The sequence below is a fragment of the uncultured Lamprocystis sp. genome (assembly GCF_903933125.1).
GTDB lineage: Bacteria > Pseudomonadota > Gammaproteobacteria > Chromatiales > Chromatiaceae > Thiodictyon.
The window spans coordinates 1-21,118 of the sequence record NZ_CAIZIZ010000186.1 but is presented as its reverse complement, the minus strand read 5'-3'; the positions used below and the strand labels follow the sequence as shown (position 1 = coordinate 21,118).

Below are 21,118 nucleotides of genomic sequence, written 5' to 3'. Positions count from 1 at the left end.
GATTCGTCAGAAATAAGTTAGGCAATGAATACAATCGTTGTCGTTGTCGTTGTCGTTGTCGTTGTCGTTGTCGTTGTCGTTGTCGTAATCGGATAAACGATTTGGCAGCCCTGCAATCTGTAGGCGAAAACCCGCAAAATTGACAGGAAAATATATAAAGATCAGATCATTACCGCTTCCCGTCCGCTTCGCGGACCCGTAAATCGCAGCATTACTCAGCAGCTCGATTACGACAACGACAACGACAACGACAACGACAACGACAACGACCGAGACGCAAAGGCATCCGCTCATGGATTTCTTTAACTTATCAGTGAACCCTTCCTGAGTGTGCATGTTTCGGTCAATCAACGGGCAATCCCAGCACGGCAGCGGCATTCGCGGTGGTCTGTTCCGCCAACCGCCGCGGATCCTCACCGCGCACCTGCGCCAAGGCGGCCAGCACGTCCGGAAGGTATTCCGGGCTGTTGCGTTGGCCCTGATGGGCGGCAACGGTCAAATCCGGAGCGTCGGTCTCCAGCACGATGGACGTGACCGGCAGGGCCGCGGCCATGGCCCGGAGTTTGTTGGACCGCTCGAAGGTCAGCATCCCGCCGAAGCCGAGCGCGAACCCCAGGTCGCGATAGCGGCGCGCCTCTTCGCTCCCGCCGCTGAAGGCATGGGCGATCCCGCCGCACACCGGGATGCGCTTGAGCGTCGCCAGCACCTGCTCGTGCGCCTTGCGCACATGCAGCAGCACCGGCAGGCCGGCCACGCGGGCAATCGCGAGTTGGGCCTCGAACAGCGCCTGCTGGCGGGCGCGATCCAGCTCCCGCACATAAAAATCGAGCCCGATCTCACCGATGGCCGTCGGTCGGGCATCGGCAATCGCCCGTTCCAGTGCGGCCAGATCGACATCCTGATGCTGATCCAGATAGACCGGGTGCAACCCCAGGGCCGGATAGAAATCCGCCGCCGTGGCGCACAAGGCCAGCAACCCCGGCCAACCGGCGCGATGGATGGCCGGGATCACCAGTCCGGTCACCCCGGCGGCGCGGGTCCGGGCGAGCACGGCCGCCCGGTCCGGGTCGAACTCGGCGACATCCAGATGGCAGTGAGTGTCGATCAGTCTCATCGTCTGTCGCGCGTCGCCGGGGCTCCGCGCCTAAGCCGACTCACCACATCAAGTCATCCGGCACCTGAAAATCGGCATAAGGATCATCCGCCTCGGGCTGCTTCGCCGGCTGATTGTGCACCAGCACCAGACTGGCATCGCGTTCACGCACGCGCACCGCAATCTCCGCCGGCACCAACTCGTAGAAGGCGTCCTGACGCACCACCGCCAGGCGCCCGTCTACCAGCCGGGCGTGCAGGTCTTTGTTCACATAAAGACGCTTCAGACTGGTCCCGTCGGTGAAGTTGTAGGCCAGATCGCCCCCCTCGCGCACCACCCGGTGGGTATGGATGAGCTGGCGCGTCTCGTTCTCGCGGGCGCGCCGCTGCGCCTCGTCCTGACGCTGGCGGTTGAGCTCACGGTCCTTGGCCGCCTTCTCGGCCCGTGCCCGTTCGGCCGCCTGGCGCACCGGATCCTCGGCCGGCGGGGTGCGTTTACCGGTCTGTTTGACCGTCTTGCGCTTATCCGTACGCACGTCCTTGATCCGCTGCTCACTGACCAGACCGGCCTTCAGCAATTGTTCCTGAAGCGAGTTACCCACGATGCCACCACTCACTGAAGGAGGCCGGCACGGCCCCGAAGACGCAGAGCATCCAATAGCGCGACGCGAAGCGCAAGGTTGGAACCACTGCCACGGTCGACCGGACCGCCGCGCGCCGTCCACGCCAACACCGTCATTGGTCGCCTCGCACATCCTGTTAGAATCCCGCACCAGCGTCGTCCGCGCAACCTGTCGGCCTGAACCCGACTTGCCGGCATCCCCAATCCACTCGCAACAGCTAGGAGCCTTCGTCATGCCAAGCCGCCATATTCTCTCGCTTTTCTTGCTTTTAATGCTGCCGCTGGCCACGGCCCAAGCGACCGATGTCAGCTTTGTGGACATGCAGCAGGTGATCGAGAAAAGCAAGCTGGGAAGTAAGGTTCAGGAGCAACTGCGCAAAGAGTTCGAGCCCAAAGCCAAACCGCTCGGCGAGGAAGAGCAGGCCATCAAGCAACTCCAGGCCAGCCTGGCGCGGGAGGCCGCGCTCATGAGCAAGGACCAACTCGCCAAAAAGGAGGTGGAACTCAAGAAGCGCATCGAAGCCTTCGAAAAGACCGCCGCGCCCTTCCAGCAGGAGTTACTGAAGGCCCAGCAAGAACGAGGCCGCGAGGTCTTGATCTCGGCGCAGAAGGCGGTGGAGGTCGTCGCCAAGCAGAAAAAGATCGGCATGGTCGTGGAACGCAGCCTCCAAGGGATCATCTATATGGACAAGTCCGCCGACATCACCGACGAGGTCGTCAAACAGATGGACGCAAGCGCCAAGTGATCCCGCGGCGGCCTGCTTGCCGGGTTCCATGTGACCAAGGTATTTCCGCCGCGTCACCCTGCGGTAAACTAGCGGCTCACCGCCGTATTTTGCGGCGGCCATCCACGTGAAGAGGCACGGATCAAATGCTTGGTGAACCCCATGACCTGCTGCACGAATTTCCGGAGTTAACGGGCAAAATTTCGAGTATGCGCGCCGCCAACCCGGTCTTCGAACATCTGATGACCGACTACGATGACCTCGACGCCCGCGTGCGCCAACTCGAGGAACTCGGCATCCCGGTCGCCGATGAGACCATTGAAGAACTGAAAAAAGAGCGTCTGGCCCTCAAGGACCGGCTCTATAGCTTCTTGCGCGGCTGATATGGACTTCCGCATCCTTCCCGTCACCCCCTTTCAGCAGAACTGCACGCTGATCTGGTGCGAACACACGCGCCGCGCGGCGATCATCGACCCCGGCGGGGAGGCCGCGCGCATCCTGGCGCTGATCGACGAACTGAAACTCACGCCCGAACGCATCCTGTTGACACATGGACACTTGGACCATGTCGGCGCCGCCGGGGACCTGGCCGCACGGCTCGATCTGCCGATCACCGGCCCCCATCGCGACGACGCCTTCCTGATCCATGCACTGCCCGAACAATGTGAGATGTTCGGGATGCCGCCGGTCCGGGCCTTCGAGCCGGACCAGTGGCTGACGCAGGGCGACACCGTCACCGTCGGCGAGGCAACCCTGGATGTACTGCACTGCCCGGGGCATACCCCGGGCCATGTGGTCTTCCATCACGCCGCCGGCGGCCTTGCTCAGGTCGGGGATGTGCTTTTTCAGGGGTCGATCGGACGCACCGATTTCCCGCGCGGTAATCACCGGGACCTGATCACGTCGATTACCGAACGACTTTTCCCCTTAGGGGATGAGGTGCGCTTTATCCCGGGACATGGACCCATGTCGACCTTCGGGCAGGAGCGCCGCACCAACCCGTTTGTCGGAGCGGCCAGCCGGGGCGGCGGACGGTGGGATACGGCGTTCTGAGTGCGCAAAGCAACCACCGACAGTCCTGCCAACGGGCAGGATGGGGGCCGGCGCGGTCAATGGGTTCGCGCCCATCCGCCGCCGCCGGTTCCTGCGGAGGAGACTGCCGCGCCGCGTCCGCCGCAGGCGCGTTTCCTGGAGCCTTACCGGCTGAGCGACGCACAACGCGAGGCGTTGCTCGCGCCTTTGATCGCGGCGGCAGTTGGCGATGCCGAGAGCCATGCGCTCTTCGTCTCCGCGATTGCCTATGATCTGGCCAAGTTCCGTCGGGCCGCGCTCAGCCCGGAACCGGAGGTCGCACCGCCCCCAGACACCGTTGCACCCCCGCTCGAACAGGCCCGGTCAAATCCGACCTTGGAGGAGATCGTCGCGACTGCCAACATCCTGGCAGGGCGACTGCGTGGATTGAGTGACACCGAGCGGGCCGCGATCGGCACCGCGATGCGCGCCTGCGACCGCTTCCAGCGCACCTATGACGATGACTATTTTGACGCCTTGCGCGGGGAACTGGAACGGGTGAGCGTCGCCGTCGCTCGGCTGACCGCCCACCCCACGCCCGTCTCGCCGTCGCGGACAATGCCGATCTTCACCGACATCGGTCGCCGCTTCGTCCGTCGGCTAGCGCAAATCTACGAGCAGTGTCTTGACACCAAACCCGCAGCCACACCCGACAGCCCGTTCATTGCCGTACTGATACTGCTGGCCGCAGCAGCTGGGGTGTCACTGCCGAGCGAACCGGCCGCGGTGGCCGCCGTCCTTGCTGACAAGGTCCGTGGTCCCGGTGAGGCCTGAGCGATGGACGGAGTTACGCACGCACGTCGTTGAACATGCCGATTTCGACGAGCTTGGGGAAGAGAACCCGCTCCTCGCTATCGATCCGTTGCGCGACCAGGTCGAACACCTCGTGGGTCTCGGCGAGGAACTCGCTGCTGAAATTGAAATCACAGGTCTTCAGCCAGCGCGTGTAGTAGTCGTCGAAGGTCTGCCGTAACGGCCGCTCGCCGCTGATGAACCCCCAGGCGATGGATTTGACTTTTGGATCGTCGTGGATCAGCAGGCTGGGATAGATCCCACGATCCTCCGCGGCCAGGTGTCTGCGCACGCGCTCGCCCAGGTCGCACAACAACTCATATGCGGTCTTAGCGTTGGGGCGTATCCGCAGTTGCTCCATCGTGAGGATCGAGCGCAGGTCATCGATCGTCTGGCGCAACTCCGAGTGGGTGCTACGATAGCCATCTAAGGTGTACATGAATTGTCCTCTTCGTTGTTAGTTGACCAGCGCCACCGGAAGTAAAAACCGTCAGTGACGTGTCGTGTCCGACCCTCTTTGGCTTCGTGCCGCCGCCTGTCCGCATCTGCGGGTATTCCCTAAGACCAAACCCCGATGCGGGTACGTTTAATGTCTGCAAGGCATCAACGTCGGACGATTGCTGCATTGCATCAATTACACTCGATTGCCGTATGATACCATCGCAGCGGATTGTGCATTGCAGCATTCTCGCCGATTGCTGCATTGCAGCATTACCAGGCAATTGCTGCATTGCGTCATTCCCGTTTCGCTCCGCTGAAAGCAATGCTCCGCTATGAGTAATGGTTTAACTCAAAATCGGCACCGTGTCAAAATTCATTTCATTTGTGTCAGATTCACGCGATTCGCAGGGCCAGCGGAATCGTTACGCCGCAGGTCGCCTCGCGGCCGTGCAAAAATAAAATCCGAGAGTTACGTAACACATCTGCGCAGAAAATTTAAGATACCTCGCAAGCGACTAATAACGAGCAATCAGCGCCGCGACACGAAAAACCCCCGCGACGACAAGACTTGACCGGACAGTCGCTCGATCGTCAGGCGGGCAGGTGTTGGGACCAGGCGAGGACGTCGCCGTCCCGTGCCTCCCATTGGCTCCTGAGGCTGAGGATTTCCGGCAGGATATCGATGAACAGGCGCGCCAACCGCGGGTCGAAATGGTGTCCGGCGCCGTCTGTCAGGTTTGCAACGATCTGTTCGATGGACCAACTTTCCTTGTAGGCGCGCTTCATCGACAAGGCGTCGAATACGTCCGCCAGGGCGACGATGCGGGCCGACTCGGGCGTTTCGCTGCCGATCAGACCCTGCGGATAGCCACTGCCGTCCCAGCGCTCGTGGTGACCGAGGGCCACCTCGGCGGCCAATTGAAAAACCGGTGCATGGCTGCGGCTCAGGATCTGGTGACCGATCAGGGTATGAGTTCTCATGATGTCCCATTCACCCGGATCCAGCTTTCCCGGCTTCTTCAGAATCGCCGCTGGAATACCGATCTTGCCCGTATCGTGCATTGGCGCGGCCATCTCGAGCAGGTCGCAGCGCTCCGGTTCCCAACCCGCGGCCCTGGCCAGCGCGCGGCTATAGGCAGCCATTCTTATGCACCCCTGTATCGGAATCATTGAAATGGCCGGCGGCACCGAGCATATAGACGGCATCGCGATACGCTTCTTCAAGTCGGCTCGCGTGAACCAGCGAGAGATGCGCCCGGACCCGCGCCTTGACAATCGACGGACGGACCGGTTTGGTGATGTAATCAATGCCGCCGGCATCGAAGCCAGCCTGTTCATCGACTTCCCGGGCCTGGCCCGTGACGAAGATCACCGGGATGTCCGCGGTCGCGGCCGTCGCCTTGAGCCGGCGGCACACGGTATAGCCGTCCATATCCGGCAACTGCACGTCGAGCAGGATCAGGGCGGGCTGGTGTTTCGCAACCGCCGCGAGGCTATCCGCTCCGCTGCGCGCGAACACCAGCGTATAGGTGTCTTTCAGGGTCTCCCGCAATAAGGCCAGATTGGCGGGCTCGTCATCCACGCAGAGGATGGGTCTAATCGACATGGTGACGCTCCAGCAGATTGGGAAATCGTTCACTAATAAGCGAAACAGGTCTTGATCGTAATCCTAGCCAGCGGCATGCGTAGTCAGGGCTTCCAGCCCTGACGGTGTCAGGCCAGGATGGCCTGACTACGCACCCGGCGAACCCAAGCGGCCGGAATCTTGATCGGGGCCGGTTCGGATGTAGGTGCGACTTCAGTCGCACCGATTCGGACGCAAGTGCGACTGAAGTCGCACCTACAATGACCGGTATCCACATTGTCGGAAATAGCCTTAACTTATTTCTGACCCTTCACTAAAGAAATCCCCAATTGGTGCGCCACCCGCAGCACCTCCGCCTCCGCGGCGCGGAAATCGAATCTGTCGACACACGCGCGCACGCTGCGCAGTTGATCGCCCGGCAGCGCTTGGTCCAACTCGGCGAGACTGGACTCGGCCGGATCCGGGCTGTCGGTATCGAGCGCTCGCAACACTGCCTGCAATAATCGACTGACCGCGTCGACATCAATGACGGCAGGGCGCGGGACGACAACCTCGGCAGGCTCACCGGCGACCCGCCCGATCGCGTCAACCGCGGCGTCGAGCGCGTCCTGGAGTCCGGCCCAATCCTCAGCGGACGTACGCTCCGACTTGAGGTTCTGCTCGATCAGCGCGGCGCGGCGCGCCACCTCGCTCAGGGCCAAGATCCCCGCGGCACCCTTGAGTTTGTGGGCCAGACCGGCGCCCGCGGTCCAATCGCCGCGGGCAATCAGGTCGCCTAATGTATGACCCGCCGTGCGGTACGACTCGGCGAACTGCCCCAGCAACCGATGATAGACCCTGACATCGCCAAAATTACCGCGTGCCCGCGTGAGATCGAGCACCCCGACCGCAACCGCGGTCGGGGTGAGCGCTGTCGCCGCCGCGAGTGCATCGACCGGCGTGCCCGCGGCGTTGTCAGGCGCCGATTGGCCTGCCGGGCGCCGCTCAGCGGGCGGTTGCGCACCGCCATCAGAGTCATCATTGGCCAGGGATAGAATGCGCGCCGTCCCCTGAGACATCGGCGACAACCAGTGCAGCAGGGTCGCGTAGAGCGTGGCAGGATCGACCGGTTTAGCGATAAAGTCGTTCATGCCCGCCGCCAGGCAGCGATCACGGTCCTCGGCGAAGGCGTTGGCGGTCATGGCCAGGATCGGCAATGCCTGCCCGCCCGGCAAGGCCCGAATCGCCCGTGTCGCCGTCAGGCCGTCCATCTGCGGCATCTGCATATCCATCAGAATCAGGGCGTAGGTGCCCTGCTGAACCATGGCGAGCGCCTCGGCACCGTTGTTGGCGATCGCCACGTCCAGACCGACGGCGCGCAGCAATTCCCGACCGACCTCTTGGTTGATCAAGTCGTCTTCGGCCAGGAGTACCGAGGTCCCGCGATGGGCCGCGGACAGGGTTGCCGCGGCGGCGGAGCGCGTCAGGCTCATTGGGGGCTCGACCGGCGCAGTCCCCGCCAGAATCCGGCTCAGGTCATCATGGAGATCGGACGGGGTGACCGGCTTGATCAGCACGGATGCGAAACCGGCCTCCCGCGCGCTGTCGCGCAGGTTCGCATCGTCATACGCCGTCACCAGCAGCAGTGAGATGGGCAGCCGGTCCAGCGCCAGGCCGGTGATGCGCCGCGCGGTCTCGATGCCGTCCAATCCCGGCATCCGCCAATCCAGCAGAATCAGGTCGTAATGGGTCGAAGCGGCTTGGACTTGCGCGATCGCGGCCTCGCCCGAGTCCACGGCCGTCACCTCGACCCCCCAGGCGGACAGGATGGCGGCCAGCACCTCCCGCGCGTCGGCCTGGTCATCCACCACCAGTGCCCGCCAGCCCCGGAGCGCGGCTGGACGCAGCGGATGATGGATCGCGCTGGTCATCTTGCCGAGCCGGGCGGTGAACCAAAAGGTGCTGCCCACGCCGAGTTGGCTGTCGACGCCCACCTCACCACCCATCAACCGGGCCAGCCGACGATTGATGGGCAGACCCAGGCCGGTGCCGCCGAAACGGCGTGTGGTGGAGGTGTCGGCCTGCTCAAACGCCTCGAACAAACGATCCAGATGTTCGGGGGCGATACCGATGCCCGTGTCCTGGACTTCGAAGCGGAACACGCGGTCCATTGGACCATCTTCCACCACCCGCACCCGCAACTGGATCGCGCCCCGCTCGGTGAATTTGACCGCATTCCCCAGGAAATTCAGCAGCACCTGGGCCAGGCGCGTCGGATCGCCGCGTAACGGCAGGGCCCCGGCCACGGTCGGGTCCAAATCCACGACCAGCTCCAACTGGCGGGCGAACGCCTTCTCGCCCACCAGGGCGCAGACGTGGCGGATCACCGCCTCCAGATCGACCGCGGTCTCTTCCAGGACCAGCCGTTGTTCTTCGATCTTGGCGAGATCCAGGATGTCGTCGATGATCTGCAGCAGGTGCCGGGAGGCGTTGGTGATCTTCCCCAGTTTTTCCCGATGGTCCGGATCGGGGTCCATGGTCTGCAACAGATGCGTCAAGCCGATGATGGCGTTCATCGGCGTGCGGATTTCATGGCTCATATTGGCCAGGAACTGGGACTTGGCACGCGTCGCCACTTCCGCGGCCTCTTTGGCTTGACGCAGGCGCTCATAGGCCTCGCGTTCGTCGGTGATGTCTTCAATGGTCGCCAGCGTCGTCGTCGTGGGATCGTCGTGATTGAGCTTGCGTCCCCGCAGTCGTGCCCAGAACAGGGTACCGTCCTGTTTGACGAACCGGACCTCCCCAATGAGCATCTCCCCCTGCGCCAACTGCCCGTCGATCTCCTTACCAATCGCGAGATAGCTCGCCTCATCCGGATACCAGATACGGGTTGGCGACCCGGCGAGCTCGCCGGCGGCACAACCGAAGATCGCTTCCAGTCGGCGATTGCAGCGCACAATGGTACGATCACGCGTCAGCACGATCCCGACGCTTGCCGAATCGAAAATCGCGCGCAATTCCTCGTTGGTCGCGCCTAGTTCGGCAGTCCGCTGAGCGACCCGGGTCTCCAGTTCGGCATTGAGTAACCGGATTTCGCGCGCGGCCTGTTTCGGCTGCGTGATGTCGCGCAGGAAGGCCAGGAAGGTTCGGGACTGCGCGTCGGGTGTGGTGCTGACCTCCACATCGATGATCCGGCCGTCACGGGTGCGGTGCTGCGTTTCGAACCGATCGAAACCTTGTACGAAGATGCGCGCGTTATGCGTGTCCACATCATCGGAGTCATGCGTGACATCCAGGTCGGTAATGCGCATTGCGAGCAATTCATCGCGTGAGTAGCCGCTCATCCGCACGGCCGCCGCATTGACGTCCAGGAGCCGTCCCGAGGCGATATCGACCAACCAGAAGCCGTCGCTCGTCGTGCCGAGCATCCTCGTATAACGGTCGGAGGCCTCTTGCAGCGCCAGTTCAGCCTGCCGGCGCTGCTGTTCCCGATCGAGCGCATCCAGGGCGAACGACAGATTCGCGGCGGCTTGTTCCAGCAAGGCGACCTCCTTGTCGCCGAACATCCCCGGCTGTCGTGCATACAGCGTCAAGGCGCCACCGACCGCTCCGGCGGAGTGGATCGGCAGGCTGACCGAGGCCGCCCAACCCGCCCGCCGGCCCGCCTGCTGCCAGGGCAAGGTGCTCGCATTGGCGAGAAAATCGGCACAGACAATGACGCGATCCTCACGGGTCGCCGTGCCGGTCGGACCCCGGCCTTCCGGGCGGTCGTCCGCGGCATCGATGCGCAACTCGATCGCCCCAAGCGGCCGGGCATTCCGGTCCGCATCCCCGAGCGCATCCGCGAACAAGGGGGCGATCACACTCAAATGTGGAAACGGACACGCCGGACTGGTATGCAAGTCGGTAAGTACCGGCTGCCGGACCCGTAGCGCCAAGGCCAGCGCAGCACGGTCCGCGCCCTGGTCAGGGCAATCCGCACCGGTCAGGTTCAACTCGGCCCGTCCGTCCGGGTCGAGCAGCACCACATCCTGATAGCCATAACGTCGCTGCAGTCCCTGCAAGTGAGTCAGCAGCGATTCGGTAGCCACCTCATCCGGCGCGGCACGCCAGCGGGCAACGGCGTCGCTCAGGAGGACGCTGTCCGTCAGCACCCCGGCGTCGGCGATCCGCTCGGCACGCCAGACGACGATCCGCTGGGCGGTCAAGGCGCCGATCGTGTCGAGGTCACGGTTGACCGATTCCCGCAGATGCTGCATCTGCGATCGGTGAAACAGGGTTGCAGCGACGCCAAGCGCGACACCCAGCACCATCACCAACCCGGCGAACCACAGGCGTCGCGAGGAGCGGATCGAGGGCATCGTTGGAGTCTTCCGGATCAACACGATCGGCGAATGCTACCCGGCAACTACTGCACCTGCAAATCCTGCGAAATCCGGTTGATCCCGCCGATTTATCTTGCGCGTGACCCTAACGCCGCGTGGCCGCTCGGGTACAATGACCGGTCACGGGAAGATACGCGGATTGATTGCAGATGTTTTTCGATCGCTTTCTGAAAAAACACCGCCCGGCTGCGGAGCACCAGACGAGCCCAGAGGATCTACTGGAGCTTGCGCGCAACCATGGCGACCGCGCCATTCGCCTCGACGCGGTCCGGCGCCTGGCGAGCCTCCAGCATCTGCGCGACATTCTCGCCCAGGACGACGACGTCGGCGTGCGTGAACTCGCCGCCGTCCGTTATCGCAACCTGTTGAGCGGCGCCGATCAGGCCGAGCTGTCCCTGGCCGACCGGCTCGCGGATGTCGCCCTGGTTGCGGACCCGCGGCTCCTGGAACATTTGGCCCGCGACGCCAAGGAGCCCGAGGTGCGGCGCGCCGCCATCGACCGGGTCAGTGCGCCGGGTGTGCTCGCGGACTGCGCCCTGCGCGACACCGCTGCCACCAACCGCGGCGCGGCGGTCGCCCGACTCGATGACCGCCAGGCGCTGGAACAGGTGGCACGCGCCATCGGCAAGAAAGACAAGGCGGTGTACCGCACGGCCCGTGAGAAACTCCGCCGGATCACCGCCCGCGAGGAGGAACCCAAGCGGATCCACGCCTTATGCACCGACCTGTGCGAGCGCGCCGAGCGCCTGGGCCACCTGCAGCAATGGACGGCGGACCGCGCCTTGCTCGATCACCTGGATCGTCAGTGGGCCGAGATCGCGCCCCAGGCGGACCCCGCCGACGGCGCCCGCTATACCGCCGCCCGTGAGCGCTTCATCGCGGCCTTCGACAACGACCGTGCCGCCAATGCCGCCCAGATCGCGGCGCAGGAGGCGCGGGTCGCGCTGCGCGCCGAGCGCGAGGCATTGATTACCGAGGCGGCACAGCTCGCGGCGCGCGCCGCCGATGATCAGATCGGCGCGGCGCGGGAACGGCTGACCGTCGCCTGGGCGAGTCTGGAGGCCCTGCCCGACGGCGAGCAGGCGGGATTCGACCGGCGGTTCAACCAGCAATTGCAGGCCACCGAAGCGATCGAGCAGTCCCAACTGCGACTGCGCAAGCAGCGCGAGCGGCTGCGCGGCACCCTGGCCAAGGCCGAGCGGCTCACGCAGGACGCCAGGCTGCTCGACCTGGTGCAAACCCGCACCCTGATCGAGCAAGGCCGCGCCCTGTGCGAGGGGCTGCCCGCGGACCTGGCCGCCACCGAGACGACCGCCTTCAATGATCTGGCGAGCCGCCTGGAGGACCGGCTCCAGACCCAGCAGCGCCACGCGCGCCAACGCCTGGCTGAATTCCCCGCCCGCATCGACGCGCTCGAGGCCCTGATCGAGGCTGGGGAACTCAAGAAGGCCGATCCCCTTCACCAGAGCCTGCAAGCCGCTCTGGACCTCATCCAGTCCAGCGGTCTGCCCAAGGATGCCACCGGGTCGTCCGCCGCGCGCCTGCGCGCACTGAGCCCGCGGGTCCGCGACCTGCAACACTGGCGCCGCTGGGGCGCGGATCAGCACCGCGAGGCCCTGTGCGCGGCCATGATCACCCTGCGCGATCAGGATCTGCCGCTGGAAGCCGTGGCCGAGCGGCTGCATGTGCTGCAAACGGACTGGAAAGAACTGGACCAGTCCGGCGCACCGGGAAACCAGACCTTATGGGAGCGCTTCCACGAGGCCAGCACGGCCGTGCACGCGCGCGTGCGCCCCGTACTCGAAGCCCAGGCGGCCGAGCAGGCGGCCAATCGGGCCGCGCGCGAACAGGTCTGCCAACAGCTTGATGACTTCCTGGCCCAGGTCGACTGGGAGCGCGTGGATTGGAAGCGCGTCCTGCACGCGGAGCGCGAACTGCGTCAGGCCTGGTCGCTAATCGGCCCCTGCGAGGCGCGCGCGCGGCATCGGCTGGAGCGCCGCTTCCATCGTGCCATCCGGATGCTGGACCAGCGCATCGAGGAGGAACGGGAGCGCAACCAGACATTCAAGCAGGGCCTGATCAAACGCGTGAAAGACTTGGCGGAGATGGCCGACCTGGACGCGGCCATCGAGGAGACCAAGACCATCCAGCGCCAGTGGCACACCACGGTCCCGGCCCGCCAGCGCGATGAGAATCGCCTGTGGCAGGAGTTCCGCGCGGCCTGCGATGCGGTCTTCGAGCGCCGTTCAGCCCAGCACCAAGCGCAGCGCAGCGAGCTGGCGGAGAACCTGGCCGCCCGCGAGGCGCTCTGTGCGGAGGCCCTCGCCTTCGCGGCGGCCGAGGCCGACCCGCGCCGGTTGGCCGCGGGGCTGCGCGACTTTGAACAGCGCTGGCGCGACGGGGAATCCGCCCCGCTGCCGCGCCAGGCGGCCGCGGCCGTCAATCGCCGCTGGCAGCAGGTGCGCGACCAGATCGCCCAACGCCGTGCCGAAATCGAGGCGGCGGCGCAACGCACGGCAATGGAACTCCTCGCCCAACGGTCGGCGCTATGCGAGACCCTGGAGCAGGCCGTCCTCGACCCGGCGGGTGCGGCCACGCCGGTCGCGGACCTTGAACCGACCTGGTCCACCCTGCCGGAACTGCCGGACCGGCAGCAGCAGGCGACACTGGACGCCCGCTGGCGCACGGCCCTGGCGGCGGCGGCCGATCCGGCACGGCGCACCGAACTGCAAGCGCAAGCCGAACTCAACCGGGTCCGGCGGGAACGGCTGGCTCTGGAACTGGAGGTCGCGGCCGGGGTGGACTCGCCCCCCGCCTTGGCCCAGGAACGACTCAAGCTCCAGGTCGGCCGGCTCGCCGAGCGGATGAGCGAGGGCGAAGGCGACAGCCTGCGTGACGCGGTCGATCTGCTGCCTGCCTGGTATCTGTGCGGCCCGGCGCCACGCGATGCGGACCTCGCGGCACGGGTCGAACGGGTCGCGCGAGCGCTCCAGGCCGGTCCGACGCCAGTGCGGCCATCGGAGAGCGAGCCGGCATGACGCACGCCAGGGGTAGATCAGCATCGGTTGAACGGCCGTGACTGACAGCGCCTGGCACCACCTGTTCCCCGCCCTGGCGGCCGGTGACCCGACCACCCGCGTCCTGATCGACGGTGCCCAGCGGCTCGACATCCCGCCGGATCAACCGATGTTCCATGCCGGCGCCCCCTGTCACAACTATGTGCTGGTGCTCACCGGGAGCGTCCGTGTCCAGGTCATCGGCGAGGGCGGCCGCGAGGCCGTGCTGTACCGCGTGCTGCCCGGACACGCGTGCGTGCTCACCACCTGCTGCATCCTCTCCGGGGAGAACTATCCGGCAGAGGGCTTCACCGAGACCGCGGTTCGTGTCCTGACGCTGACCAAGCCGGTCTTCGACCGCGCCTTGGAAGAAGCGCCGACCTTCCGGCGTTTCGTCTTCGCCAACCTGGGCAACCGCATCGCCGAGGTGATCACCCGCATGGAGGAACTGGCCTTCCGGCCGATCGAACGGCGGCTGGCCGACTTCCTGCTGGCGCGCGCCGACCCCGCGCCGATCGCGGCCACCCACCAGGAAATCGCCGTCGAACTGGGCACGGCACGCGAGGTCGTCTCACGGCACTTGAAGCGGCTGGAGACAGCCGGCCTGGTGCGGCTGGGGCGCTCGACCCTGGAGGTATTGGATCGCGCGGGTCTGCAGCGGATCAGCCGCGGGCCTCAGTGATTTTGTCACTGAACCCAGCGATACCGTCCTGTAGTCTGACCAACATCCCCGCACAACGGGGCAGTCATTCACCAACCTTGCGGAGATCGACACCATGAGCATCACCAAGAACATCGGCACCACTGATCGTGCCATTCGCGCCGTCGCCGGCATCGCCCTGATCGGTCTGGCCTTCACCGGCACCATCGGCGTCTGGGGCTGGATCGGCATCGTGCCCTTGGCCACCGCCGCCATGAGCTGGTGCCCGGCCTACACCCTGTTCGGCATGAAGACCTGCGGCTAACGGCCATGGCGCCCGCGCACCCCGGAACATGAAAGTCCTCTCGACCGCTGCGTAGTCAGGGCTTCCAGCCCTGACCCGCTCCAGTCCCGACGCCGTCAGGCCAGGATGGCCTGACTACACAAAGCCGGGGCGCCTCGCGTCCGTTCACCGGGCACGAGGCGAAGTGGTTCCAAGGGGTCCCCTTCGTGGACCCCTTATTTTTTCGAAACCTGCAGGAAGACCAACGCCACGGTTCCTGTCGACCCGGTGCGCCAGTCAGGTAGAATCCGTCCGATCGGCAGCGATCCGCGCCTGTTGCGGATCGGCCACGCGGCCCCGGAGTCCATCGGCCCCATGCAGCTCGTCTTCTGTGTCATCACCCCGTTTCTGGGCGCCGCGCTGGCGGCCTGGGCCGCGCGCCTTGGGCCCAATGTCGCCGCCTGGATCGCGGGCGCCGCGACTCTGGCGGCCGGCGGGTGGCTGGCCCAGGGCGCCATGGACACCTTTGCCGGCGCAACGCTGGTCGAGCGGATCAGCTGGATGCCGACGGTGGGGCTCGATCTGGTCTTTCGCCTGGATGGGCTCGGACTGCTGTTCGCCCTGATGATCCTGGGCATCGGGTTCCTGATCGTGCTCTACGCCCGTTACTATTTCTCGCCGCAGGACCCGCTGGGACGCTTCTATTGCTTCATGCTGCTGTTCATGGGCTCCATGCTGGGGCTGGTGCTGTCTGAAAACCTGATCCAACTGCTGATCTTCTGGGAACTGACCAGTCTGTCGTCCTTCCTGCTGATCAGTTACTGGCATCAGCGCGCGGAGGCCCGCAACGGGGCGCGCATGGCGCTGGCGGTGACCGGGATGGGCGGGCTGGCGCTGCTCGGCGGCGTGCTGCTGATGGGTGAGATCGTCGGCAGCTATGAGCTGAGCGCGGTCCTGGCCGCCGGCGATCTGATCCGCTCCCATCCGCTCTATCTGCCGATGCTGGTGCTGATCCTGCTCGGCGCCTTTACCAAGTCGGCGCAGTTCCCCTTCCACTTCTGGCTGCCCAACGCCATGGCGGCACCAACGCCGGTGTCGGCTTATCTGCACTCGGCGACCATGGTCAAGGCCGGGGTCTTTTTGCTGGCACGGCTCTTCCCGGTGCTGTCCGGCACCGCGGAATGGTTCTGGCTGGTCGGGCTGACCGGGTTGCTGACGCTCGTGATCGGCGCGGTGATCGCGCTCTTCAAACATGACTTGAAGGGCCTGTTGGCCTACTCCACCATCAGTCACCTGGGGCTGATCACCATGCTGTTCGGCATCGGCACGCCGCTCGCCGCGCTCGCCGGGGTCTTCCATATCATCAATCACGCGACCTTCAAGGCGTCGCTGTTCATGGCCGCCGGCATCATCGACCATGAGACCGGCACCCGCGACATGCGCCGCATCAACGGCCTTTGGGGCTACATGCCCTACACCGCAACGCTCGCCATGGTGGCGGCGGCGGCCATGGCCGGGGTGCCGCTGTTCAACGGGTTCCTGTCCAAGGAACTGTTCTTCGCCGAGGCCGTGGGAGTCGCTAGCCTCTACCGCTTCGGCTGGCTGGTGCCGGCCGCGGTGACTTTCGCCGGCATCTTTGCAGTGGCCTATTCATTGCGCTTCGTCCATGACGTCTTCTTCAACGGCAAACCGGTGGACCTGCCGCGCACGCCGCACGAACCGCCGCGCTGGATGAAGGTTCCGGTGGAGGTGCTGGTGGCCATCTGCATCCTGGTCGGGATGCTGCCGGCGCTGACGGTGGAACCCCTGCTGGCGGTGGCGGCTGCCGGGGTTCTGCAAGGCCCCTTGCCGGACCACAATCTGGCCATCTGGCACGGGTTCAGTCCAGCGCTGTGGATGAGCGTCATCGCCCTGGCCGGCGGCGGACTGGTCTATCTCGGCCGCCGCCCCCTGTTCGCCCTGGCCGACCGGGTGGAGGGCCGATTCGAGGCCCGCCGGGGCTATGACTGGCTGGTGGCAGGGGTCTTCACCCTGACCGCCTGGGTGACCGCCCGCCTGGATACCGGTTCGTTGCAGCGGATGCTGCTCTTCTTCGTGCTGAGCGCGCTGCTGCTCGGCCTCACCGGCTGGTGGGGGCAGGCGGTACCGCTGACCGGCCCCCGCCCGCTGCTGCCGGTGGGCCCAGCCGGTGGGCTGGCCGCCCTGGGGCTGATGAGTACCGCGGTGCTGGTGGTGGTCCTGCACCGTCAGCGGCTCACGGCGCTGATCCTGCTGGGGGCCGTGGGGCTCGGCTGCGCACTGAGTTTCTTGTACTTCTCCGCCCCGGATCTGGCGCTGACCCAGCTGTCGGTGGAAGTGGTGACCGTGATTCTGCTGCTGCTGGCACTCTATTTCTTGCCGCAGACGACCCCCGCGGAGTCCAGTCGCATCCGCCAGGGCCGCGACCTGCTGCTGGCGCTCGTCGCCGGGGGCGGCGCTGCCGCCTTGGCCTGGGCGGTGCTGACGCGGCCGCAGGCGTCCATCGCCGACTGGTTCCTGGCCAACAGTCTGCCGGGCGGCGGCGGCACCAATGTGGTCAATGTGATCCTGGTGGATTTCCGCGGCTACGACACCCTGGGCGAGATCACGGTGCTGGCGCTCGCCGCGCTGGGGATCTACGCCATGCTGGAGCAGCTGCAACTCACCGGGCCGGCGCGTGACGATCAGGGCCGCCCGTGGGATCCGGATCTGCACCCGGCCATCATGGCCTCGCTGGTGCGTCTGCTGCTGCCGCTGGCGCTGCTGGTCTCGGTCTACATCCTGCTGCGCGGGCACAATCAGCCGGGGGGCGGGTTCATCGCCGGACTGATCACCGCGGTCGCGCTGATCATGCAATACCTGGCCAACGGGGTGGCCTGGACCCACGCACGCCTGCCCGGCGACCTGCATCCGCTGATCGGCGCCGGTCTGCTCATCGCGACGCTGACCGGGCTCGGCAGCCTGCTGCTCGGCTATCCCTTCCTGACCTCGACCTTCACGCATATCCATTGGCCGCTGGGTGATTTCGAACTCGCCTCGGCCATGGCCTTCGATCTGGGGGTCTATCTGGTGGTGGTGGGTGCGACCCTGCTGATCCTGATCCACCTGGGGCTGGTGCATGACGCGAGCCATCCGTCGGCGGATCAAACAGCGGACGCCAGCGGGGCCGACTGATGAACACCTTATTGAAGATCGCGCGGGACTCATCGCGGCGGGACGCCGCTCCCACGAGGGGGAACGGCTGATGGAGGCACTGCTGGCCCTGATCATCGGCACCCTGACCGCTTGCGGCGTCTATCTCATCCTGCGCGCCCGCACCTTTCCGGTGGTGCTGGGACTGACCTTTCTGTCCTACGCGGTGAACCTGTTCCTATTCGCGATGGGCCGGCTGGTCGTCGGCCGGCCGCCGCTCATCGACCCGAGCGCCGCGGCCTACACCGATCCCCTGCCCCAGGCCCTGGTGCTCACCGCCATCGTCATCGGCTTTGCCATGACCGCCTTCGTCATCATGCTGGCGCTCAAGGCGCGAGCCGAACTGGGAAATGACCATGTGGATGGAATGCATGAGCCGTGAGCGCCGCACGACCGGCTTGCCGGACCGGCCGTGCGGCAGCGGGTGGACGCGGTGACGGCGAGCCAACTGGTCATCGCCCCGGTCCTGCTGCCCCTGCTGGCGGGGATCGCACTGCTGCTGGGCCGGTCGCTGGACCTACGTTGGCGGCGCGCCTTCGCCCTGACCTGCGCGCTCGGCCAGATCGTCCTGGCCCTCGTGCTGACCCGCGCAGTCGCCGACGGGTCCGTGCTGGTCTACGCCCTGGGCAATTGGCCGGCACCCTTCGGCATCGTCCTGGTCGCCGACCGGCTGGCCGCTTGGCTGCTGGTGACGACCAGTGTCCTGGCCTGGTTCGCATTGGCCTACGCGTGCTTGGGAAGTGACCGGGACGGACGTCATTTCCACGTGCTCTTCCAACTGCAGATCTTCGGGCTGTCAGGGGCCTTTCTCACCGGCGACCTGTTCAACCTGTTCGTCTTTTTCGAGGTCCTGCTGCTCGCCTCCTACGGGCTCCTGCTGCACGGCGGCGGGCGGCGGCGAACCCGTGCCGGATTGCACTATGTGGTCATCAATCTGGTCGGCTCGACGTTGTTCCTGTTCGCCGCCGGCACCTTCTACGGCATCCTCGGCACCCTCAACCTGGCCGATCTGGCCGAGAAGGCGGCGGCCGTGTCGCCGCAAGACCTGCCGCTGGTGCGCACGGCCGGACTCCTGCTGTTCGCCGTCTTCGCCCTCAAGGCGGCCCTGGTGCCGCTCTATCTCTGGCTGCCCGCCGCCTATGCCAATACCAGCGCACCGGCGGCGGCCCTGTTCGCGATCATGACCAAGGTCGGCGCCTACAGCATCCTGCGCGTCTCTACGCTCATCTTCGGCGCCGACGCCGGTCCGGTGGCCAATCTGATCGCCGACTGGCTGCTGCCGGTGGCCCTGCTCACCCTGGCGGTGGGCCTGATCGGGGCGGCCGGCAGCGCGCGGCTGCGCCTGCAGATCGCCTATCTGGTAGTGGCCTCGATCGGAACCCTGCTGACCGCCATCGGGCTGGGCACGGTGTCCGGCATCGGCGCCGGACTCTATTACCTGCCGCACAGCACCTTTGCGGCGGCGGCCCTGTTCCTGCTGGCCGAGCTGATCGCCGGCCAGCGCGGAGCACTCGCCGACCGCCTGGCACCCGGTCCGGTCATGGGGCGCCATTGGGTTCTTGGCGTGCTGTTCTTTTTGAGCGCGATCCTGATCGTCGGGCTGCCGCCGTTGTCCGGCTTCATCGGCAAGTTCCTCATCCTGCGCGCCGCGCTGGATCACCCGGCGGCGGTCTGGGTGCTGGGGATCGTGCTCGGCGGCGGACTGCTGGCGCTGCTGACCCTGGCACGCTCCGGCAGCCTGCTGTTCTACCAAATCGCTGAGGCGGACGCCGGAACCGCGGTCCCGCCGCCGACCTGGCGGGCCTTAGCGCCGGTCGCCGGACTGCTTACCCTGGGCGCGGCCATGACCTTCTGGGCCGGACCGCTGAGCGATTACACCGCGGCCACGGCTGAGCAGTTGCTGCAACCGGACGGCTATGTGCGGGCCGTGCTGGGCGAGGGATGACCACGATGAACAACCCGACGGATGGCGCCGCACCAGCGGCGAAAAGCAGACTGCACCGACTGCTGCCCCACCCCATCCTGACGGCCGCGCTGACCGTCATCTGGCTCCTGTTGGCGAACAGCGTCTCGGCTGGACAGTTCCTGCTGGGCCTGCTGTTCGGCTGGGCCATCCCGCGCTTCACCCTGCGCTTCTGGCCCGAGCGGGTCCAGGCTCGTCGGCCGCTGGTGTTGCTGCGCTTCATCGGCGTCGTGCTCTACGACATCCTGGTCGCCAATCTGGCGGTCGCCTGGCTGATCCTACGCGGACCGCAGCGGTTAAGGCCCGGTTTCGTGGAACTCCCGCTGGACCTGACCTCGGATCTTGCGATCAGCCTGCTCGCCAACACCATCTCACTGACCCCGGGCACGGTCTCGGCACGCTTGAGCCCGGACCGGCGCACCCTGCTGATCCACGCGCTGGATCTGACCGATTCAGCCGCGCTGATCGCCGCCATCAAGTCGCGTTACGAGGCCCCATTGAAACAGGTCTTCGAATCATGCTGAACACCGTCGTCCCGCTGGCATTCGCATTGGTCGGCCTCGCCGCCCTCCTGACCCTGTGGCGACTGCTGATCGGCCCGAGCCGGCCCGACCGCATTCTGGCGCTGGATACCCTCGCGGTGAATGCGGTCGCGCTCATCGTCCTGTTCGGCATCCAACAGAACAGCGCGCTCTATTTCGAGGCGGCACTGCTGATCGCCATGATGGGGTTCGTGGGGACGGTTGCGCTGTGCAAGTATCTGTTGCGGGGCGATATTATTGAGTAGTGGATAGTGGATAGTGGATAGCATGATGATTGAATTGCTGGTGTCGGTGTTGATTCTGGCCGGGGCTGTTTTCACCCTGATCGGGGCCTTGGGGCTGGTGGGTCTGCGGGATTTCTATACCCGCCTGCACGGCCCCACCAAGGCGACGACCTTGGGCGTGGGCAGCCTGCTGGTCGCCTCCGCCGTCTGGTTCAGCACCCGCGGCGACGGACTGAGCCTGCACGAAGTCCTGGTGACGCTCTTCCTCTTCATCACCGCGCCGGTGAGTGCCCACCTGCTTGCCAAGGCGGCACTGCACCAGCGTCTGCACAGCCTGGCGCCCGCGCCCGAGTCGAAGCCTGAATCCGCGGCGCAGAGCGGGGAAGCCGGCGCGGGCTGACGCCATGCCCGGAGTCCAGGGCTTTACCGTGAAAGTGCGTCGTCAGGCTATCCTGGCCTGACGGCGTCGGGACTGGAACGGTCAGGGCTGGAAGCCCTGACTACGCAG

At 65.7% G+C, this 21,118-nt stretch carries 20 protein-coding genes; 13 read left to right on the top strand and 7 right to left on the bottom strand.

Translation table 11 applies throughout. The features are described 5' to 3' along the window. Positions 1-6 precede the first annotated feature (6 nt). From QZY03_RS09375 to QZY03_RS09365, 3 genes are read right to left on the bottom strand one after another with little or no spacing between them, the layout of a single operon-like run. Complete coding sequence (locus QZY03_RS09375) at positions 7-336, bottom strand: hypothetical protein (protein ID WP_295580324.1); 330 nt, start codon at positions 334-336, stop codon at positions 7-9. A 7-nt stretch (positions 337-343) separates the two neighbouring features. Next, entirely contained in the window at positions 344-1,114 is a 771-nt protein-coding gene (locus QZY03_RS09370; protein ID WP_295580322.1) for a TatD family hydrolase, read from the bottom strand. A gap of 40 nt (positions 1,115-1,154) precedes the next feature. Then, on the bottom strand, positions 1,155-1,694 hold the full coding sequence (locus QZY03_RS09365) for a DUF2058 domain-containing protein (RefSeq protein WP_295580320.1): 540 nt from the start codon (positions 1,692-1,694) through the stop codon (positions 1,155-1,157). 253 nt (positions 1,695-1,947) lie between these two features. On the opposite strand from QZY03_RS09365, the gene QZY03_RS09360 reads away from it, so the two are divergent. The 4 genes from QZY03_RS09360 to QZY03_RS09345 all read left to right on the top strand — a co-directional run bounded on the left by QZY03_RS09360 (position 1,948) and on the right by QZY03_RS09345 (position 4,284). Beyond that, positions 1,948-2,460 (top strand): OmpH family outer membrane protein, encoded by a 513-nt coding sequence (locus QZY03_RS09360; protein WP_295580318.1) that lies wholly within the window; start codon positions 1,948-1,950, stop codon positions 2,458-2,460. Positions 2,461-2,585: 125 nt separating this feature from the next. Then, positions 2,586-2,822, top strand: coding sequence for a DUF465 domain-containing protein (locus QZY03_RS09355; protein WP_295580316.1), 237 nt, complete (start codon positions 2,586-2,588; stop codon positions 2,820-2,822). A 1-nt stretch (position 2,823) separates the two neighbouring features. Then, positions 2,824-3,492, top strand: a complete 669-nt coding sequence (locus tag QZY03_RS09350; protein WP_295580314.1) for an MBL fold metallo-hydrolase — start codon at positions 2,824-2,826, stop codon at positions 3,490-3,492. Beyond that, positions 3,493-4,284, top strand: a complete 792-nt coding sequence (locus tag QZY03_RS09345; RefSeq protein WP_295580312.1) for a hypothetical protein — start codon at positions 3,493-3,495, stop codon at positions 4,282-4,284. It abuts the gene before it with no gap. A gap of 13 nt (positions 4,285-4,297) precedes the next feature. Here the strand turns inward: QZY03_RS09345 and QZY03_RS09340 are convergent, their stop codons facing one another. The 4 genes from QZY03_RS09340 to QZY03_RS09330 all read right to left on the bottom strand — a co-directional run bounded on the left by QZY03_RS09340 (position 4,298) and on the right by QZY03_RS09330 (position 10,668). After that, positions 4,298-4,741: a hemerythrin domain-containing protein gene (locus QZY03_RS09340; RefSeq protein ID WP_295580310.1), complete on the bottom strand. Its 444-nt coding sequence runs from the start codon at positions 4,739-4,741 to the stop codon at positions 4,298-4,300. Between the two features lie 593 nt (positions 4,742-5,334). Beyond that, positions 5,335-5,886 (bottom strand): HD domain-containing phosphohydrolase, encoded by a 552-nt coding sequence (locus QZY03_RS32035; RefSeq protein ID WP_363169492.1) that lies wholly within the window; start codon positions 5,884-5,886, stop codon positions 5,335-5,337. Beyond that, entirely contained in the window at positions 5,873-6,349 is a 477-nt protein-coding gene (locus tag QZY03_RS32030; protein ID WP_363169490.1) for a response regulator, read from the bottom strand. The genes QZY03_RS32035 and QZY03_RS32030 overlap by 14 nt, the downstream gene beginning before the upstream one ends. Positions 6,350-6,624: 275 nt before the next feature. Beyond that, complete coding sequence (locus tag QZY03_RS09330; RefSeq protein ID WP_295580308.1) at positions 6,625-10,668, bottom strand: response regulator; 4,044 nt, start codon at positions 10,666-10,668, stop codon at positions 6,625-6,627. A gap of 173 nt (positions 10,669-10,841) precedes the next feature. Here QZY03_RS09330 and QZY03_RS09325 point away from each other — a divergent pair, with 173 nt between their 5' ends. From QZY03_RS09325 to QZY03_RS09285, 9 genes are all read left to right on the top strand, one after another. After that, complete coding sequence (locus QZY03_RS09325) at positions 10,842-13,730, top strand: DUF349 domain-containing protein (RefSeq protein WP_295580306.1); 2,889 nt, start codon at positions 10,842-10,844, stop codon at positions 13,728-13,730. Between the two features lie 37 nt (positions 13,731-13,767). Continuing rightward, complete coding sequence (locus QZY03_RS09320) at positions 13,768-14,430, top strand: Crp/Fnr family transcriptional regulator (RefSeq protein ID WP_295580304.1); 663 nt, start codon at positions 13,768-13,770, stop codon at positions 14,428-14,430. A gap of 94 nt (positions 14,431-14,524) precedes the next feature. Beyond that, the gene (locus QZY03_RS09315; protein WP_295580302.1) at positions 14,525-14,713 is read left to right on the top strand and encodes a DUF2892 domain-containing protein; all 189 of its coding nucleotides are present in this window, start codon (positions 14,525-14,527) and stop codon (positions 14,711-14,713) included. Positions 14,714-15,046: 333 nt separating this feature from the next. Next, positions 15,047-17,863 (top strand): monovalent cation/H+ antiporter subunit A, encoded by a 2,817-nt coding sequence (locus QZY03_RS09310; RefSeq protein ID WP_295580300.1) that lies wholly within the window; start codon positions 15,047-15,049, stop codon positions 17,861-17,863. Positions 17,864-17,933: 70 nt separating this feature from the next. Continuing rightward, positions 17,934-18,263 carry a Na+/H+ antiporter subunit C gene (locus QZY03_RS09305; RefSeq protein ID WP_295580298.1) on the top strand — a complete coding sequence of 110 codons (330 nt, stop codon included), beginning with the start codon at positions 17,934-17,936 and terminating at the stop codon, positions 18,261-18,263. A gap of 30 nt (positions 18,264-18,293) precedes the next feature. After that, positions 18,294-19,826, top strand: a complete 1,533-nt coding sequence (locus QZY03_RS09300; protein ID WP_295580296.1) for a monovalent cation/H+ antiporter subunit D — start codon at positions 18,294-18,296, stop codon at positions 19,824-19,826. A gap of 5 nt (positions 19,827-19,831) precedes the next feature. Next, positions 19,832-20,368 carry a Na+/H+ antiporter subunit E gene (locus QZY03_RS09295; RefSeq protein ID WP_295580294.1) on the top strand — a complete coding sequence of 179 codons (537 nt, stop codon included), beginning with the start codon at positions 19,832-19,834 and terminating at the stop codon, positions 20,366-20,368. Further along, on the top strand, positions 20,362-20,631 hold the full coding sequence (locus tag QZY03_RS09290; RefSeq protein WP_295580292.1) for a K+/H+ antiporter subunit F: 270 nt from the start codon (positions 20,362-20,364) through the stop codon (positions 20,629-20,631). The genes QZY03_RS09295 and QZY03_RS09290 overlap by 7 nt, the downstream gene beginning before the upstream one ends. Positions 20,632-20,653: 22 nt before the next feature. Next, positions 20,654-21,010, top strand: coding sequence for a Na+/H+ antiporter subunit G (locus QZY03_RS09285; RefSeq protein WP_295580290.1), 357 nt, complete (start codon positions 20,654-20,656; stop codon positions 21,008-21,010). The last annotated feature ends 108 nt before the right edge of the window (positions 21,011-21,118 follow it).

Coding starts and splice junctions, on each gene's coding strand:
- QZY03_RS09285 (WP_295580290.1), top strand. CDS start 20,654: ATGATGATTGAATTGCTGGTGTCGGTGTTGATTCTGGCCGGGGCTGTT.
- QZY03_RS09340 (WP_295580310.1), bottom strand. CDS start 4,741: ATGTACACCTTAGATGGCTATCGTAGCACCCACTCGGAGTTGCGCCAG.
- QZY03_RS09305 (WP_295580298.1), top strand. CDS start 17,934: ATGGAGGCACTGCTGGCCCTGATCATCGGCACCCTGACCGCTTGCGGC.
- QZY03_RS09325 (WP_295580306.1), top strand. CDS start 10,842: ATGTTTTTCGATCGCTTTCTGAAAAAACACCGCCCGGCTGCGGAGCAC.
- QZY03_RS09375 (WP_295580324.1), bottom strand. CDS start 336: ATGCACACTCAGGAAGGGTTCACTGATAAGTTAAAGAAATCCATGAGC.
- QZY03_RS09315 (WP_295580302.1), top strand. CDS start 14,525: ATGAGCATCACCAAGAACATCGGCACCACTGATCGTGCCATTCGCGCC.
- QZY03_RS09290 (WP_295580292.1), top strand. CDS start 20,362: ATGCTGAACACCGTCGTCCCGCTGGCATTCGCATTGGTCGGCCTCGCC.
- QZY03_RS09360 (WP_295580318.1), top strand. CDS start 1,948: ATGCCAAGCCGCCATATTCTCTCGCTTTTCTTGCTTTTAATGCTGCCG.
- QZY03_RS09310 (WP_295580300.1), top strand. CDS start 15,047: ATGCAGCTCGTCTTCTGTGTCATCACCCCGTTTCTGGGCGCCGCGCTG.
- QZY03_RS32035 (WP_363169492.1), bottom strand. CDS start 5,886: ATGGCTGCCTATAGCCGCGCGCTGGCCAGGGCCGCGGGTTGGGAACCG.
- QZY03_RS32030 (WP_363169490.1), bottom strand. CDS start 6,349: ATGTCGATTAGACCCATCCTCTGCGTGGATGACGAGCCCGCCAATCTG.
- QZY03_RS09355 (WP_295580316.1), top strand. CDS start 2,586: ATGCTTGGTGAACCCCATGACCTGCTGCACGAATTTCCGGAGTTAACG.
- QZY03_RS09295 (WP_295580294.1), top strand. CDS start 19,832: ATGAACAACCCGACGGATGGCGCCGCACCAGCGGCGAAAAGCAGACTG.
- QZY03_RS09330 (WP_295580308.1), bottom strand. CDS start 10,668: ATGCCCTCGATCCGCTCCTCGCGACGCCTGTGGTTCGCCGGGTTGGTG.
- QZY03_RS09350 (WP_295580314.1), top strand. CDS start 2,824: ATGGACTTCCGCATCCTTCCCGTCACCCCCTTTCAGCAGAACTGCACG.
- QZY03_RS09370 (WP_295580322.1), bottom strand. CDS start 1,114: ATGAGACTGATCGACACTCACTGCCATCTGGATGTCGCCGAGTTCGAC.